Below are 15,366 nucleotides of genomic sequence, written 5' to 3' on the forward strand. Positions count from 1 at the left end.
CCTAGCTGTTCTAGGTATGCAAGTTTTATTTTCTGCCGCGCAAAAAAAAGCCCCGCATGAAGCGGGGCTCAACTTACAATAGCTCCAGGACGCTATTAGAAACGGAATCCTGCGCTCAACTGAATGTAACGTGGTGATTGCGCACCTACCGTCGACATAAAGCTCGGATTGCGAGTCGCCACATCGGTGGTCAAGTATTCGTTGACTCGTGTGGTAACTTGCGAGTTAAAGACGTTGAATACATCGATACCAAAGTTAAAGTCGATATCGTTGATCTCAACATCGTAGTTCAAGTTCAGGTCAAGCTGAGCAACCCAATCGGTATTGCCGTAGAAGCCCTTCGGAATGTACATGAACTCACGCTCAGAGTTATCTGCCACATCAGTACAGTTTGCGACACACAGATAGTTCAGGTAGTAACGCGTGTTGTCATTGAGCGGGTTACCCTGCCCACGGGCGTTAATTGGACTACCCGAAATAAGCGAGAAGTTCGCGCCGAGCGTCAAACCGTCAGCCAACGCGTATGCACCGCGCGCTTTGAACTGGTGACGACGATCATTCGGCAAGTCACCCCAACCTGAATTGATGTAGATAACGTTATCGCCGGCTTCGGTCCAACCAGGAATGTCGTTACCAGTGTCAGAGTTCACGCTACCCTCGTAGTTACCGTAGCTGTGCGACCAGGTGTACGAGAAGTGTGCCTGCCAAACGTCATCCCAGACGCGATCAAGAACGAATTCCAAGGCGTAATATTTACGCTGAACTTGGTCACCACCGATTGGATCTGGATTGCCGTCGCCATCTAAATCGAAGCCGTAGTCTTGTACTTCACCAAGGTCGATGAGAATATCGGTCACGTTACCGGTGTCTGGACATTCGCGCTGCAAGGTCAACTCACGACCAGGGTTAGCGAAAACCCAACCGGAAATGTTGCCACAACCAGGTACATTCACGTTAATGCGCATGTCTTCAATGGCATTGTTGAATTCACGGTAAATACCACGTACACCGTAATTCCAGTCATCGTTGATTTGCGCTTCATAGCCAACGATTAACTCATCTTGATAGATGGGGTCGAGATCATTATCGACTTCATCAAGGAAGTTACCAGCGCCTGAACCACCGAAACTAATGGTGTCGCCCAATTGCTCACCAAGAATTGGCGTTACGTTAGTGTTGCCATTTTCGGTCGTGTTGGTCTCGAGCCCTTCGAGCACGTAATAATTGAGGTTATCGATAGAGACACCACCACCGGCACTGCGTGCAGCCATGCCGTTGGCAATTGGGAAGTAGTAACGACCAGCGTTCGCAAAGAATTTCGCGGTACCATCGCTATTCACATCCCAAGCAAAACCGACGCGCGGAGCCAACATATCGTCAACTTCAAGGAACGGCGTACCGTCCGCCGCATAAGTAATGAATTCGTCCCAACGTAGACCCATGGTTAAGGTCATATCAGGGTTCATCGTCCATACGTCTTCAAGGTAAAACGCTTTGGTATCCGTTGGGTAGGCACCAATAGTTTCAATTGACCGAGCATAAACGTATGCATCAACACCTTCAGGTACGATTTCACCGTTCACGTCTGAACCAGGAGTGGTCTCATAAAGGCTATAGTAAGTGCCATTCGGACCTGTAGTACGACGGTTCATGGTCGTGGTACGGGTTTCATCATCCATACCAAAACGAATTAAGTGGTCTTCAAAGGTCCACTCGGCATCGATACGCAATGCTTCTCGCTCGTTTAAACGTGCGTCAAAACGTGTACTTGTGGTACAGCCTAAATGCTGACCAATGCGCACATCATAAACGCGATTACATTCAATGCCTGAAGAGTTGGTCGAGTCATAGTCGCGCTCGCTTTCACCGTAGAGCACTTTCACCATAAAGTTATCAGTTAAGTAACCGGTGTAAGTCGCTGACCAGTTCACACCACCGCGATCGAGGAATGAGGTGTCTGAATAGTCACCGCTGTTGTAGCGTTCGGTGACAATGGTCTGTTCGTCTGAGAAGCCCATTAGCTCAACGGTGTGGTCGCCACTGATAATCCAGTCAATTTTGCCGCCCCAGAAACCGTCATCTGCTTTTTCTTGATAAATGTTATCGCCGTTTGCACTGCCGTATTGCGAATCGATACTGCGTGGCTCATACAAGGCAAAGAAGAAGAGTTTGTCTTTGATGATTGGACCACTAGCCCAAATGTTGCCGCGAAGACTGTCGGTTTCGCTGTCTGAACGGTTAATGTTACGAATTCCTTGGCCGTCGTAGAAGTCTTTACCGTCGCCGCGGAGCGCGTCTGGCTGCCAATACATATCGCCGCCAAACTCAAATTCGTTACCACCCGACTTGGTAACTGCGCTTACCACACCACCGGTGGTACGGCCGTACTCAACCGAGTAACCACCGGTTTTGACTTGGAAATCTTTAAAGAAAGCGAAAGGTACTGAAGAATAGCCAACCCCAGTTTCAACGTCACTGATGTTCAAGCCGTTTAAGAAAATTGCATTTTCACCGACTGACGAGCCGCCAAACGAGATGCCGCCAAAGCGTGAGCCGGAGATAACACCCGGTGCCAAGTTGGCAACCGAGGCAAGATCGCGTGGCACTGGAATACGTTCAAGTTGACCAGCGCTGATATTCAAACCAGACTCAGAAGAGCGCGTATCAATGGTTGAGAGCCGTGCACCACTTACTGAAATGCGTTCAACATCACCAGCGGTCATCGTCAGATCTACCACAGCAGCAGAACCGATGCGCACTTCAACATTGTCGATCACACTACGCTGATAGCCGTCAAACGACGCGCTCACTTCATAGCTACCGACAGGCAAGCGGGCAAAACGATAGCTACCATCGGCATCGGCAGTGACACTACGCGTGTAACCGGTTTCGCGATTGCGAATGGTAATGGTTGCGCCAGCGAGCTCTTGGTTAGATTCGGTTACCACCTCACCACGTAAGCTACCATCTGAGCTTTGTGCGTGTGCTGGGCTTACCATACCCCCGAGAGTAAGCGTGGCACCGATAGCAGCAGCTACTAGCGAATACTTAAAAGTAGTTGTTTTCATTATTATTTTGTTCCCTGATTAGAAACGACTTATGGATATCTTGCGGCCATACCCTAGCCGCTTTTTCCGCCGCTGTAAATAATTTATGATTATTATTTACCCTATTATGAATAATATTCTATGACGCGTTCGTCAAATAAAATTCACATTTTTGTCTAATCTAGGTTGTTAAAACAGGTCTATTGCGCGCCGCTAGTGACTTGTTCAGCATAAATTTGGCGGGCACCACTTTCCAGTTGTGCAAGACGTTCGGTACGCGTTGCCACACTTGAAATGTAAGCGTTAAACTCGTTGAGACGGGTACCGCTGAGACGCACTGAAGAAAGCTTTTTTAAATTGAGAGGGTTAATACTGATACCGTTTTTATAGACTTCATAGTGCAAATGACGCGCTTGCGAAAGTCCGGTGTTACCAAGAAAGCCAATAATGTCGCCCTGCTTTACTTCTACACCAGCAGTAATACCATCAGCAAATCCATGCATGTGCGCATACAGAGTTTCGTAGCCATCGGCATGCTGAATAATCACCGCATTGCCATAATCACCGTACCAGTCGGCACGTTTGATCACGCCATTACCGGCTGCCATGATCGGCGTGCCCAAGGGTGCACCGAAGTCGATACCTTTGTGCATACGCGTGTAGCCAAGAATGGGATGCTTACGCTGGCCATAGTAGGACGACAAGCGTGCACCATTGAGCGGTGTCTTCAGCAGGAAACTCTCAGCGAGCCGGCCATCTTCAAGATAAAAAGCACCATCAAAGCGGAATAGTCGATAGTCACTTTCACTATTTTGAAAGCGTAAATAGGTCGCTTGCAACGGTGTTTGCATGTGACTAAAGAGTGCCTCGTCTTGGCTGACGAGCGTGCGCTCAAACACCACCTCAAAACGATTTCCAGTATACACTTCACGCTGAAAATCAATGAAATGTGAGAGTGCTAACAACGCAGCATTAATCACATCGCCAGGAATTTCCGCCGCCGCCGCATTACCGTACAGACTATGATCAATCACCACGGCATGCTCAGCGACTTCAAGACGGGTTGGTACACGCTGCTTCTGCACCCGCCATTGCCCGTCCTGCAGGGTTGCATCAATACGCTCTGCATATTCTCCAGCAAAACTTAAACGTCGTTGCGCCGGCGTGCGTTCGATGGCAATGGCTGAACCTGCCTGAAGCTTGTCAATGTTGAGGATACCATCGAGGGCCTCAGCCAACAGATAAACTTCACGGGCTTTAAAACCATATTTGCTTAATAACGATGTGACCGTTTGCCCACGCCGTAACACCGCATAGGTAGCACCCTCGAGTGCTGTAGCGACGGGCAATTGCGGTTGCGCAAGGCGGATCTCGGAGGGCCTTGCAGCTAACTTGCGTGATACCTCATTGGTATCTGCAACCAAAACGGCTTGACGTTGCTCACTAACGGGAACGTCTTGCTCAGCTTCCACGGTTGTTTCGGTGGTATCTCTTGGCTCCTCTATCGAGGTCGTATCGCTGCACCCCAATAGCAATACAGCAAAAGCTAACAAACTAATTTTATGAAGAAAAGTCATCAAAAACCGAGCGCCTTCTGGTCAATATCGCGGTCATTCTACCTTAATATGACAGCTTTGCGGCGGTTTTTATCCTTTACATAGTTTCGTCTTGGTTAGTTTGTTTGTCTTCTTCTGTCGAAACCGAATAGCTATAGTTTGGTTGTCCAGTTTCGTTATCTAGTTCGGCTCCAGCGCAGGGGGGTTGCGGGCCGAGTTCTTCATGACTGTCCCAGTAACTTAATTTCTTTTCGCCCATGAGGGGTGCTCCTTCGTTGTTCGTTATTCGTTATTCGTTAGGGGAGGTTAATGGTGATGATTATTTGAACGATAGTTTTGTGGATTTAGATCGTTTCTTGGCGTCAACAACGTATTAGGTATAACTTTGTGAGGAGCGTGTGATGCGATTTTTTGTAAAAGCTTTAGGGTTGGGTTTGCTTGGACTTGGCTTGATGGGGACGGTAATGGCGACTGAAGAACCTAAGTATGACGTGCTGAAACAAGATGGTGACTTTGAGTTACGTCAGTACGCGCCGATGATGGTCGCGGAAGTGACCGTGCGTGGTTCCATGGATAACGCCTCGGGCAAAGCTTTTCGCGTGCTAGCCGATTATATTTTCGGCAATAACCGCGTGCCCGGAGGCACCAACACTGAGATAGCTATGACGACCCCGGTCACCATGACAGCGCAGGCGGAAAAGATTGCCATGACCTCGCCAGTGACCATGCAAGCAAGCGACGGCGCTTGGCGAATGCATTTTATGATGCCCAGCCAATACAACATGGAGACCCTGCCGCAGCCAAATAATCCAAACATCACTATTCGCGAGCTGCCAAGTCAGCACTATGCTGTGATTCGCTTTTCGGGATTCGCCGGTGAAGCTAAGGTTGCAGAGAAAACTACGGCCCTACGCGATTGGCTGGAAGCCAACAACATTCGGCCATCAGGTGAACCTGAACTGGCGCGTTACGATCCACCTTGGACGCTTCCGTTTTTGCGGCGCAATGAAGTGAAAATCGCCTACCAGCCTTGATTACCAATGCGCCCACAACCAGCGGGCGTAAAGCCCAAGCGGTGTCGTAGGTCCAGCAGTAAAGGACTGCATTTCGCCATTGCTGACAATTGCAAAGGCGGGCGTGACCGCCACCCCCCACTGTTTTGAGATAGCAGCTTGCGGATCATTTATCACCGCAAGCTGATAGTCGTTTTGAACCAAATAGCGTCTGAGTTCGGCGTCAGTGCCCGATGTCATCGCCACACTTACGACGGGTAGATAGCCGGCCAACCAATCGACCGAGGGGGTGATAACTGAACACACTGGGCACCAAGTCCCCCAAAAATAAACGATGACAGGTTCTTGGTAGCTACGTTCGACGATATCGACAGCTTGGTATTGCAGACTCTGCCATTGTTGTTCTGGAAGCGGTCCAGCGGGTAAGTCCTTTCCACGCCACAAGTCCACAACAGTGACGACCAGTAAAGCGAGAAACGCATAAAGTAAAACTTTCTTAATCACTCAACACCTGTGTATCTCAATGCTTCTGTGCAAGTCGCTGTGCCGCCGCTTTTGCCCAGATCTGCGCCGCAACTGCTGACGGATGATAGCCATCGGTAGCGATGTATTTGGGTTCATAGGGCACATCGAAGTTGAGGAGCTCAGTTTGTGTCTGTTGCTGACAATGTTGCTGCAGGGCATGATTGAGCTGCTTGGCCTGTTGTCCAACAAACCAGCGCAGTGGTTGTGGTAACGCTGGAAACTTGTGCATCGGCGGCAAGGCTGTATAGAGCACCTTTTGCGCACCCAAGTGTTCGACCAGGTACTCTGTCATCGCACGTAAATCCATACGCCACTGCGACAAGGGGGTGCGCCGCGTGACATCGTTCACCCCTACCGACACCAATACTGCATCAACTTGTGGTAATTGCAGCTCGCTCTCACGCAATAACTGCAACACTTGTGCACAAGTTAGACTCGAACGCGCAATGAGTTGCCACTGCAGGTCATAATGCTCCGCCAACACACTGGTGAGCTGGCCCGTGACCGCTTCTTGTTGAGATGCAGAGCCGACGCCAGCAATCGCTGAATCACCGAGTAACAGTAAGCGTAACTTTCGCTGTTGCGGGTTTGCTGAGTGCCCAGCGCGATCGCCGGGCGGCTCAGGTAAACGTATCGTAGTGCTGCGCACGCGCCGCCCTTGGTAGAGCAACACCGGCGCAGCCACTACTAGCGCAAGACGGCTGAACACCTATTCTGCGGCCTCATCCTTAAGGTAGGTGTCGAGCCAACGCGTTTGTTCCCACAACATGTGCAAGATCGATTCCCGCGCCCGATAACCATGCGATTCATGCGGCAACATCACTAACCGCGAGGTGCCCCCAAGGCCTTTAATGGCCTGGTAGAGACGCTCGGACTGCATCGGGAAGGTGCCGGAGTTGTTATCGTTAGCACCGTGAATCATCAACAAAGGTTCGTTGATTTTGTGCGCATGGAAAAACGGCGACATGCGAATGTACAGGTCTGGGTCGTCCCAAACGGTACGTTCCTCGCGCTGGAAACCAAACGGCGTCAAGCTGCGGTTGTAGGCGCCACTGCGCGCGATGCCCGTCGCAAACAAATCACTATGGGCGAGCATATTGGCGGTCATAAAGGCGCCATACGAGTGGCCTCCCAGCGCCACACGCTCTGGGTCCGTAACACCACGCTCAACCCCCGCAGCTATAGCCGCTTCACCGTTCATCACCAACTGCTCGATGAAGGTGTCGTTCGGTTGCGCGTCGCCCTCACCCACGATCGGCATAGTGGCAGCATCCATAACTGCATAGCCTTGCGTCGCTAAGTACTGCGGTCCCCAGTAGCTAATGCGGACAAACTCATAAGGCGAACCCGAGATTTGTGCTGCTGCAGCTGAGCTCTTGTACTCACGCGGGTACGCCCACACCATAGTTGGCAACGGGCCATCACGTTCCTTATCGTAGCCCGCCGGCAGATAGAGCTCAGCTGACATGGCAAGGCCATCTTCCCGGGTGTATGTAATTAACTCGCGCGTGATGTCTTTGGTATGTGGCATCGGGTGTGGCGTTTCTGTAAGCGCGGTCAATTGGTTGTCATCGACATCGCGAACAAAGAAATCGGCCGGATCCGTAACGCCTTCACGTTGCGTCAAAAAGGTCATTTCTTGCGCATCAATCAGGGCCCATGGGCGCTCGTAGTAAGGTGCTTCGCTACGCCAAAGACGCTCTTTCTCGCCACTATGCAAATCATAGGTATCAATAAATGGGCGGTCGCCTTCATCAGATGCCCCAGTACCGCTCAACAACATTTCGCCATCGGCAAGATGGAGCAAGTTGCGACCGTCTTGTTGCACGGTAAATGGCTGACCTGGATCGTTGTAGCGGTCTTCCCATGAACGTTCCCACACGAGCTTGGCATCACGTTGACCCGTTGCATCGACTAACCAGAGTTTTTCATCGCGATCCGCCCACCAACGCTCCCATACCAAAATGTTCTCGGCATCTGCCGCGAGCATTCGCGCATAGCGTTTGCTCAAGTCGAGGAGTTTTTGCGGTGCTTGATCAAAAGGCGCTGCCTGCTGGAAGACTTGGTCACGCACTTCGGTATCGACAGCAGGGTCACCTTGGTCGGTAGCCTCAGCCCATACTAAAGTAGCATCTGCATCGTTGCGCCAGCTAATGGAGCGGCGCCCTTGTACCACAGCGTCAAAAGCAATAGGTAAGTTGTCGGCTAACGGCTGTTCCACCACGGTATAGACGTTGTCACCGGCGTTATTCCATACCTGCGTGGTTTCCGGGAAGCGGTACCAAGGCACTGCATAAGAATAAGGACGTTGAATATGGCTTACCAATAAATAGGCATCATTTGGTGAGCTGGTAACGCCGCTATAAATCGCTGGCTCACCGACTTGCTGGGTGTCGCCGTTAAGGTCGAAATAAGTGATTTGACTGGTAAAGTAGTAATCAAACAACAATTCATCTTGCTTGTTTTGCAGCAAATCTTGATAGGTACGACCTGGCGCAGTACGGCCCATACTCTCGGTGATGACCGGTCCGGTTGGCACGGTGCGACGCGCAGGTTCTTCAAGATCTGCCACAACGGTGTAGCTGTAGAGCCCTTTGCTGTCATGACGCCACTCTAATTCCGGTCCCCATACGGCTGTTAGCTGCTCGCTTGACCAGAGTTTCGCCTCTGCCGCGTCAACGTCGACCACCCACAACTCAACTTTGTTCGGCGTCATTTGCGCAAAAGCGATGTACTTGCCGTTGGGTGACCAGCTGGTACCAAGTGCTTTTAGTTCGGCCGGCAAACCTGCAATTTGCTCAGCTTCACCAGTCTCAACGTTGATTAGCTCAAGCGAACTGATATAACGCGCTTGACTCACTGTGTGGTTTGCTGGATTAATCCGACGTCCGGCAAGCTTTAATTCATCGGCAGCAACATCCGCAATGTCCGGTAATGCCGGATAGCCGGTGACCAGCAACAAGTCGCCACTAGGGCTTAAACTACCGCCTGGTGACGGCGCAGCATCGACAATATCGATGATCTCTTGCGTCGGTTGTTGATAATCGATTTTCACTGCATTGGCATAACTCGGCGCTGCCGCAACGAATGCCGCACTGGCGCCGAGGGCAATTGCCAGCGCACTCAACTTAAGTCCCTTGATCATATTGGTTACCTTTTTCGTTATTTAAACATCTAGGTGATTTAAAATTCTGTTAACTAAGCTACCATAACTTACGTCAAATTCTTCACTTTGACGTTGGCATAAATCGCATCACAGTCGGCATTCAACGCATGTCTAGGGGAATTAAAATGAAATACTGGCTTCTATTGCTTGTTTTTGTCGCAAGCTTTAACAGTAATGCTGCAGATACTAAGTACTTTGTCACCGCAGAATCTTCAGCGACTGAGCTTGCGGCATTGCAACAACAAGCAAGAGCGCAAGACAAGCTACTGATGTTCGTACTGGGTGCCGACTGGTGCCATGACAGCCGTGATTTAATGGCACAGTTTCAGCAGCCAGAATTTGCTGCCGCTCTTGAAAAACGCTATGTCATGCAAGCCATCGATGTAGGCTATTTAGAATATGGCTTTTTTATCACTAACGCCTTTGGCGCACCAACATACTACGGCACTCCTACCGTCATAATTGTTGATCCTGATTCCGGACGTATCCTGAATAAAGCCGACTGGCAGCAGTGGACCAATGCTTCCTCGCAGACGCCCGAAACCTATCAGGATTACTTCATTGAACAACAATTTACGCAAGTAGAGCAGACCGCAGAGAGTTTGGCATTCGAAACCGCGCAGGCCGAGCGTGTGCGTGACGGTTTTGCGACCGTAGGCCCTATGTTAAAGGCCTATATGACGAGCGACGATGATCAAGCGTCCAGCGAATTCGGTGCCGCATGGGAAGCACTTGCCGCGTTTCGCAATGGCGTATTTGAGGATGTGGTAAAGTATCAGTCTGCAACCGCAGGATTCCCCGACTACCCACGCCAAATGTGGGAACCCGAAAAGGAGTAACCTATGGCTAAAGTATTGATGATCACCGGTGCCTCAAGTGGCATTGGCAAGACCACCGCTATTACGGCAGCAAAAGCAGGCTATCGTCTGATTTTAACTGCACGCCGACAACAATTGCTTGACGAGTTGGTCAGTGAAATTGGCGCCGAGCAAGCGCTTGGCGTTGCTGCTGATGCCAGTGATTACGACGCTTTACGCCACGCTGTTGAACGCGGCATCGAAACGTTTGGGCAGTTAGATGCCGTCTTTGCCAATGCAGGTACTGGCGTTTCTAGCCCAGGCGTCGCCAACGGCGATCCGGAACAATGGCAACAGATGATTGGCGTAAATATTAACGGGTTGCTCTACACCGCACAATTAACCTTACCGCATTTACGCAAAACCACTGGGCATTTTTTAATGACCGGCTCGGCGGCAGGACGTACCACTATCAAGGGCTCCGTGTACGGTGCCACTAAGTGGTTTGTGCATGGGTTTGCGCAGAACCTCGCCGAAGAAATGAAAGAGTGGGACGGTCGCTGCACGACTATTGCTCCAGGCATGGTGAACACACCCTTCTTTGATGAACCAAAGCCGGACAAGCTCGATCCGCAAGATGTCGCCGACGCAGTGTTGTATGCACTTGAGGCACATCCACGCAACTGCGTCCGCGAAATCTATTTGATGCCAGCGTATCGCAACTAGGCAAAAACTAAGCGCTTACCACTTGCTGGTCATAATGATCGAGCAGCAACGTCTGGGCATGTACCAGCGGCTGCTCGGCATTGATGATTGCGTCTTGATGCTCAGCTAACAGGCGCATCATCACTTCGTTGTCTTCTTCGCCATGCCACATCTTAATGTAGGTGCCCTGTTTGTATCCGCGCTGTTGGCGCAAGTTATTCAAGGCGTTTTTACCGATGTACGTCAGGTACACAGTATCAGCATCGCCGTATGCCTCAACTAACATTGACAGCAACACATCGAAAAAGTTGGCACCACAGACAAGTGAGTGTTCACTATCGCCATCTTTCGCTAGCGCACTGACAAGTTCTTTTCCGTCTTCCACGTTGCGTTGCTTCGCGAAGCTTTTGATGATCAGTTGGGCGACATGCTCGATTGCTGCTGCGGTGTCTGCGGAGCTGCGGCATGCGTGCTCAATCGCATCCGACATTGCGAAGTGTAAAATATCGATGAGCTCCATATTCGCTTGTGACCAATCGGCGCTTTGCTTTTTCCACCATTTATAAGCGCTGTGCTCGAAGTATTCGCCTAATTCCACCAAAATTGCCTTCACGTCATCGCGTTTGACTTTCGGAGCTGCTGGATAATCAGGGTCAATCACTTGGTTGAATGCGACTTGCATTGCAACCAGCTGGCGCGCTTGATTTGGCGTCATTGGGTTTTCCTTTTTGATGTACTTTTGCCTAGCGCAAAAATAACACAAGTGGGCCGATTAAAGCACCGGCAAATGTCCCGTTTTGACGTAAATGATGGTTTCTTGCTCGACATGTGGTGTATGTTTGCTGGCGTGGGGGCTGCGCATCCACGTGCCTTTGGGATAGCGCCCGTGCTCATCAATAAACTCACCATTGAGCACCAGAATTTCTTCGCCTGCATAATGCCGATGGGGCTGGAAAACTTCCCCAGCTGGCCACTTCACTAAAGCGACATGCTCAGTTTCAAAACTATGGAGCGGCATCACTTGCAGTCCACCGTGACCCGGTAACCAACGTTGGGTGTTGGTGTTGATACGCACGGTAGCGCGATCGGCTCGAGCAAATTGGTGCAACTTGACGAACAATGTGCAGCCTTGCTCACTAAAGGGTGCATGGGCAGAACCTGGCGGATTCCGCAGGTAAGTACCGGCGGGATAATCGCCAGTTTCATCAGAAAACACCCCATCGAGTACGAAAATTTCTTCGCCGAGCGGGTGTTCGTGTGTGTTGAAGCGTGAGCCAGCAGCGTAACGCACGATGCTTGTGGCGCGGCCGCGCTCGGCTTCTTCACGCTCTAATAACTTGCGTTCGATACCCGCAGCAGGACTCGGCTGCCATTCAGATTTGGCCGCTTCGATAACGACGCGTTGCGAGAAATCCATATTAAGCATGGAACAACTTTCTCCTGAAAACTGTTAAGAAGTGCTGGATTTACCACAGGTATTAATGCCTAACACCTTGTACAAACCACAAAATTTAAAGACCCCGGTCGCGACAATAATAGCGCCGGCGATCCACCATAAATTACCCGCCGACAGACTCCAGGCAATGAGCGCAACCCCAATGATAATGCGAATAATACGATCGATGGTTCCTACGTTACCCATGATGTTCTCCTTTTAGCTGTTGCTGAATTACTACGACGAAAGATAGTTGATGGATCGCTAAAAAGACAGTTGTAACTATTGAAAACAGGGTAAACTCCCCTATATTTAATTTAGTTATTGCTAAAACAGAGAGTCTTTATGAGTTCAACGATTGTTGCCTGCCCGCAGTGTCATCAGAAGAACCGCCTTCCTGCCAATAAGCCACGCGCTGAAGCTAAGTGCGGTGCGTGTGGAGCAAAGCTCTTTAATGGCCAAGCGATCACCGTAAGTGCGGATCAGTTTCGCCATCATCGCGATAGCGATTTACCTGTCGTGGTCGATTTTTGGGCGAGCTGGTGTGGCCCTTGCCAACAATTTGCGCCGATATTCAGTCAAACTGCAGCGAAATTTGCAGAACAAGCACGTTTTGTGAAAGTCAGCACTGAAACAGAGCCGCACTTGGCACAACATTTCAATGTTCGCAGTATTCCGACGTTAATGGTGATGAAACACGGGCAAGAAGTCGCTCGAATCGCCGGAGCTTTGCCACCCCAGCAATTCGAACAATGGCTACAGCAGCACTTATAAGGTCAACAGGTGATTGATCAAGGCGAAATAGCGCTGTGATTCAGCTTGGCTATGTGGAGCCGGAGCTTCGACCACGTAGCGACCGTTGACCACAACGGTCGGTACACTGCTGATATTTGCGCCACGCATGTCTTCTAAAACAACCCGCAACTTATCGGTCAGCGCAGGATCTTCATACGCCGCAGCAAAAGCGTCTTCAGCGATCCCGTGTTCTGCCATAAAGCGGTTCAAATCTGGTTGCGTTGGTAAGCGCTCATGGTTTACGCGCACACCTTGATAAAACGCCAATAGCTCGTCATCGAGATTGGTTTCGGAGATCTCACGCAACGCAAAAAACACTCGGGCATCCATTGCCCAACGCTCATTGGCCGGTGCAGCACGCTTGATAACGGTCACCTCGGGATGCTCAAGCGCAAACGCCACTATGGTTGGATTGAATTCTTGGCAATGCGGGCAACCAGGCCAGAGAAACTCTATCACATAGCCGGCTTCACCAGCTTGCGGCTCAAACGCTGCTGGAGCTATTACCTGCTCCAACACCCGGTAATCTTTACCTTCAACAAAACGTTCAGCAACAGTAGCTTCTGGCTGCATGATTTTTTCTGCTGGTGATGCTTTAGTATTTGGTTGGTTCGATTCTTCAGTCGCTGGTTGGCACGCAGCGACCAGCAAACTTAACAGTAACACACTGAATAAACGCATAATGATTCCCTAGCTGTAATAGATAACTGCCATTTCAACCCACAATAGGCCAAAAGTCACGTTTTCAACGATGACTTTTGGCACTAACCGCGTGCGCTATTGCTTTGTATGCTTCATCTAATTCTGGTAATTGGGGCTTTGGAGAACCGTTATGGCGACTTTTTACTACGCATTATTCTACATCCACATCACCGCGGGATTGATCGCGATGGTGCTTTTTTGGGTGCCACTAGCAACACGCAAAGGCGGCTTCAACCACCGCAGCTTTGGTCGCTACTACCGCCGGTCGATGTATCTCGTCGCCTACTGCGGGATACTGATGTCGCTACTGATGTTTACCGTACCAACCTGGATAAAGCCCGAACTCGCCGCACTCGACAGCAGTTCGGCGCAAATCACCAGCGTCCGCGTGTTCGCCACGCTGCTAGTGTTCTTGGGTTGGCTCACCTTATTCTCGGTCTATCACGGGCAAGTCTCGCTGCAAGCAAAGCAAAACCGCTCAGCCTATCGCACCCCGCGCTATCTTACCCTGTTAGCTGGAATGTTTATCTTGGGCCTCATTTGTCTTGTAGCTGGTATTCAGTACGGCCATCCATTGCTACAAATATTCGGTGGCTTAGGCTTATTTTCATCCATTTCAACCTATCGACTCATCCGTAAAAAAGAAGTTTCGAATAAACTATGGCTCGCCGAGCACCTAGGCGGCTACATCGGCTCTGGTATTGCGGCTTACACGGCTTTTCTGACCTTTGGCGCTCGCCATCTCATTCAACTTGACGGCTATTGGCAACTCACCTTCTGGGTGTTGCCAGGCGTTATCGGTGGTATCTCAATTGCACTGCTGACGCGCAAGTATGCGAAAAACGCTAAGTTGGTGCAGCTGTGAAGATCGTAATCTCTACGTTGGTGTGCCTACTCTGCTTGTTCGCTGGTTCCGCACGCGCGTCGGATGAGAGCGAGCAGCTACTTGAGCAATTGCGCGCGTCACCTGATGATGCTGCACTACAATTCGCTTGCGGCCGTCACTTTGGCAAACTCGCAAGTCAAGCGAATGTATTTTCCGCTTACGGTTACGCAAAACGCTCACTGAAGTGCTTAGAAGCCGCCGTTGATCTTGATCCGGATAACTTAGACTACCGCGTCGGACTCATCAACTTTTATGTCAACGCACCAAGCATTGTCGGCGGGAGCCAAGCAGGCGCACGAGAACAGATCCGCCAGCTGGCTATTCTGGATCCATTATTTGGCGCACGAATGGAATTATTGCACTTACGGCAAAACGATAGCGCCGTTGAACTTACTCAGTTTATCGATGCGCAACCCGAACACATTCAAAATGACCCAGCATTCCTCTATCAAAAAGGCCGCTTAACGGTGCTAACGCAACGGGACATCAAACACGGAATAGTCGCTTTGGAAGGTTACATTGCGCGCGTTGCAACGATGAACACGACACGCGATGATTTAGCCCCTATTGAGTGGGCGCACCTCCGCTTAGCTCAATTATTCGTAATGAATCATCAACTGCATGAGGCTAATAAGCATTTCGGTCTCGCAGCCACATCAAACGATCCGGAGCTACAACAGTTGTTGCAGGAGGTGCGATCTACCGCTATCGTTAATTCACCTTGAGAAGTGGTGAAGGA

The 15,366-nt window shown here is 50.4% G+C and carries 16 protein-coding genes; 6 read left to right on the top strand and 10 right to left on the bottom strand.

Annotation, left to right across the window (positions count from 1 at the left end):
* Positions 1 to 95: 95 nt before the first annotated feature.
* The 3 genes from IDAT_RS10505 to IDAT_RS13305 form a co-directional block, all read right to left on the bottom strand.
* Complete coding sequence (locus tag IDAT_RS10505) at positions 96 to 3,068, bottom strand: TonB-dependent receptor (RefSeq protein ID WP_034733423.1); 2,973 nt, start codon at positions 3,066 to 3,068, stop codon at positions 96 to 98.
* A 179-nt stretch (positions 3,069 to 3,247) separates the two neighbouring features.
* Positions 3,248 to 4,624 carry a M23 family metallopeptidase gene (locus IDAT_RS10510; RefSeq protein ID WP_081909823.1) on the bottom strand — a complete coding sequence of 459 codons (1,377 nt, stop codon included), beginning with the start codon at positions 4,622 to 4,624 and terminating at the stop codon, positions 3,248 to 3,250.
* Between the two features lie 76 nt (positions 4,625 to 4,700).
* Positions 4,701 to 4,862, bottom strand: coding sequence for a hypothetical protein (locus tag IDAT_RS13305; RefSeq protein ID WP_156099518.1), 162 nt, complete (start codon positions 4,860 to 4,862; stop codon positions 4,701 to 4,703).
* A gap of 142 nt (positions 4,863 to 5,004) precedes the next feature.
* Here IDAT_RS13305 and IDAT_RS10515 point away from each other — a divergent pair, with 142 nt between their 5' ends.
* Positions 5,005 to 5,637 (top strand): SOUL family heme-binding protein, encoded by a 633-nt coding sequence (locus tag IDAT_RS10515; RefSeq protein ID WP_211250602.1) that lies wholly within the window; start codon positions 5,005 to 5,007, stop codon positions 5,635 to 5,637.
* On the opposite strand, the gene IDAT_RS10520 is transcribed toward IDAT_RS10515, so the two are convergent.
* Genes IDAT_RS10520 through IDAT_RS10530 form a run of 3 tightly spaced genes read right to left on the bottom strand, consistent with a single transcriptional unit; the run spans position 5,638 to position 9,286 of the window.
* Complete coding sequence (locus tag IDAT_RS10520; protein WP_034733424.1) at positions 5,638 to 6,120, bottom strand: redoxin family protein; 483 nt, start codon at positions 6,118 to 6,120, stop codon at positions 5,638 to 5,640.
* A 16-nt stretch (positions 6,121 to 6,136) separates the two neighbouring features.
* On the bottom strand, positions 6,137 to 6,850 hold the full coding sequence (locus tag IDAT_RS10525; protein ID WP_034733425.1) for an SGNH/GDSL hydrolase family protein: 714 nt from the start codon (positions 6,848 to 6,850) through the stop codon (positions 6,137 to 6,139).
* Positions 6,851 to 9,286: a S9 family peptidase gene (locus tag IDAT_RS10530; RefSeq protein ID WP_034733426.1), complete on the bottom strand. Its 2,436-nt coding sequence runs from the start codon at positions 9,284 to 9,286 to the stop codon at positions 6,851 to 6,853. It lies immediately after the preceding gene.
* A gap of 146 nt (positions 9,287 to 9,432) precedes the next feature.
* Between IDAT_RS10530 and IDAT_RS10535 the strand changes: the two genes are divergently transcribed.
* Positions 9,433 to 10,146 carry a thioredoxin family protein gene (locus IDAT_RS10535; protein WP_034733427.1) on the top strand — a complete coding sequence of 238 codons (714 nt, stop codon included), beginning with the start codon at positions 9,433 to 9,435 and terminating at the stop codon, positions 10,144 to 10,146.
* Positions 10,147 to 10,149: 3 nt separating this feature from the next.
* The gene (locus IDAT_RS10540) at positions 10,150 to 10,830 is read left to right on the top strand and encodes an SDR family oxidoreductase (RefSeq protein ID WP_034733428.1); all 681 of its coding nucleotides are present in this window, start codon (positions 10,150 to 10,152) and stop codon (positions 10,828 to 10,830) included.
* A gap of 7 nt (positions 10,831 to 10,837) precedes the next feature.
* On the opposite strand, the gene IDAT_RS10545 is transcribed toward IDAT_RS10540, so the two are convergent.
* Genes IDAT_RS10545 through IDAT_RS10555 form a run of 3 tightly spaced genes read right to left on the bottom strand, consistent with a single transcriptional unit; the run spans position 10,838 to position 12,451 of the window.
* The gene (locus IDAT_RS10545; protein ID WP_034733429.1) at positions 10,838 to 11,524 is read right to left on the bottom strand and encodes a dUTP diphosphatase; all 687 of its coding nucleotides are present in this window, start codon (positions 11,522 to 11,524) and stop codon (positions 10,838 to 10,840) included.
* 57 nt (positions 11,525 to 11,581) lie between these two features.
* Entirely contained in the window at positions 11,582 to 12,235 is a 654-nt protein-coding gene (locus IDAT_RS10550) for a cupin domain-containing protein (RefSeq protein WP_034733430.1), read from the bottom strand.
* Positions 12,236 to 12,259: 24 nt separating this feature from the next.
* On the bottom strand, positions 12,260 to 12,451 hold the full coding sequence (locus IDAT_RS10555) for a YgaP family membrane protein (protein ID WP_034733431.1): 192 nt from the start codon (positions 12,449 to 12,451) through the stop codon (positions 12,260 to 12,262).
* Positions 12,452 to 12,589: 138 nt separating this feature from the next.
* Here IDAT_RS10555 and trxC point away from each other — a divergent pair, with 138 nt between their 5' ends.
* Positions 12,590 to 13,018, top strand: a complete 429-nt coding sequence (gene trxC, locus IDAT_RS10560; protein ID WP_034733432.1) for a thioredoxin TrxC — start codon at positions 12,590 to 12,592, stop codon at positions 13,016 to 13,018.
* Here the strand turns inward: trxC and IDAT_RS10565 are convergent.
* Entirely contained in the window at positions 13,013 to 13,720 is a 708-nt protein-coding gene (locus tag IDAT_RS10565; RefSeq protein WP_034733433.1) for a thioredoxin domain-containing protein, read from the bottom strand. The two genes, trxC and IDAT_RS10565, sit on opposite strands and share 6 nt — an antisense overlap.
* Positions 13,721 to 13,871: 151 nt before the next feature.
* Here IDAT_RS10565 and IDAT_RS10570 point away from each other — a divergent pair, with 151 nt between their 5' ends.
* Together IDAT_RS10570 and IDAT_RS10575 are read left to right on the top strand one after the other, a co-directional pair.
* On the top strand, positions 13,872 to 14,606 hold the full coding sequence (locus tag IDAT_RS10570; RefSeq protein WP_034733434.1) for a hypothetical protein: 735 nt from the start codon (positions 13,872 to 13,874) through the stop codon (positions 14,604 to 14,606).
* Positions 14,603 to 15,352 (top strand): tetratricopeptide repeat protein, encoded by a 750-nt coding sequence (locus IDAT_RS10575; RefSeq protein WP_156099520.1) that lies wholly within the window; start codon positions 14,603 to 14,605, stop codon positions 15,350 to 15,352. The genes IDAT_RS10570 and IDAT_RS10575 overlap by 4 nt, the downstream gene beginning before the upstream one ends.
* Positions 15,353 to 15,366 lie beyond the last annotated feature (14 nt).

It is taken from the genome of Pseudidiomarina atlantica, assembly GCF_000753735.1.
Lineage (GTDB): Bacteria > Pseudomonadota > Gammaproteobacteria > Enterobacterales > Alteromonadaceae > Pseudidiomarina > Pseudidiomarina atlantica.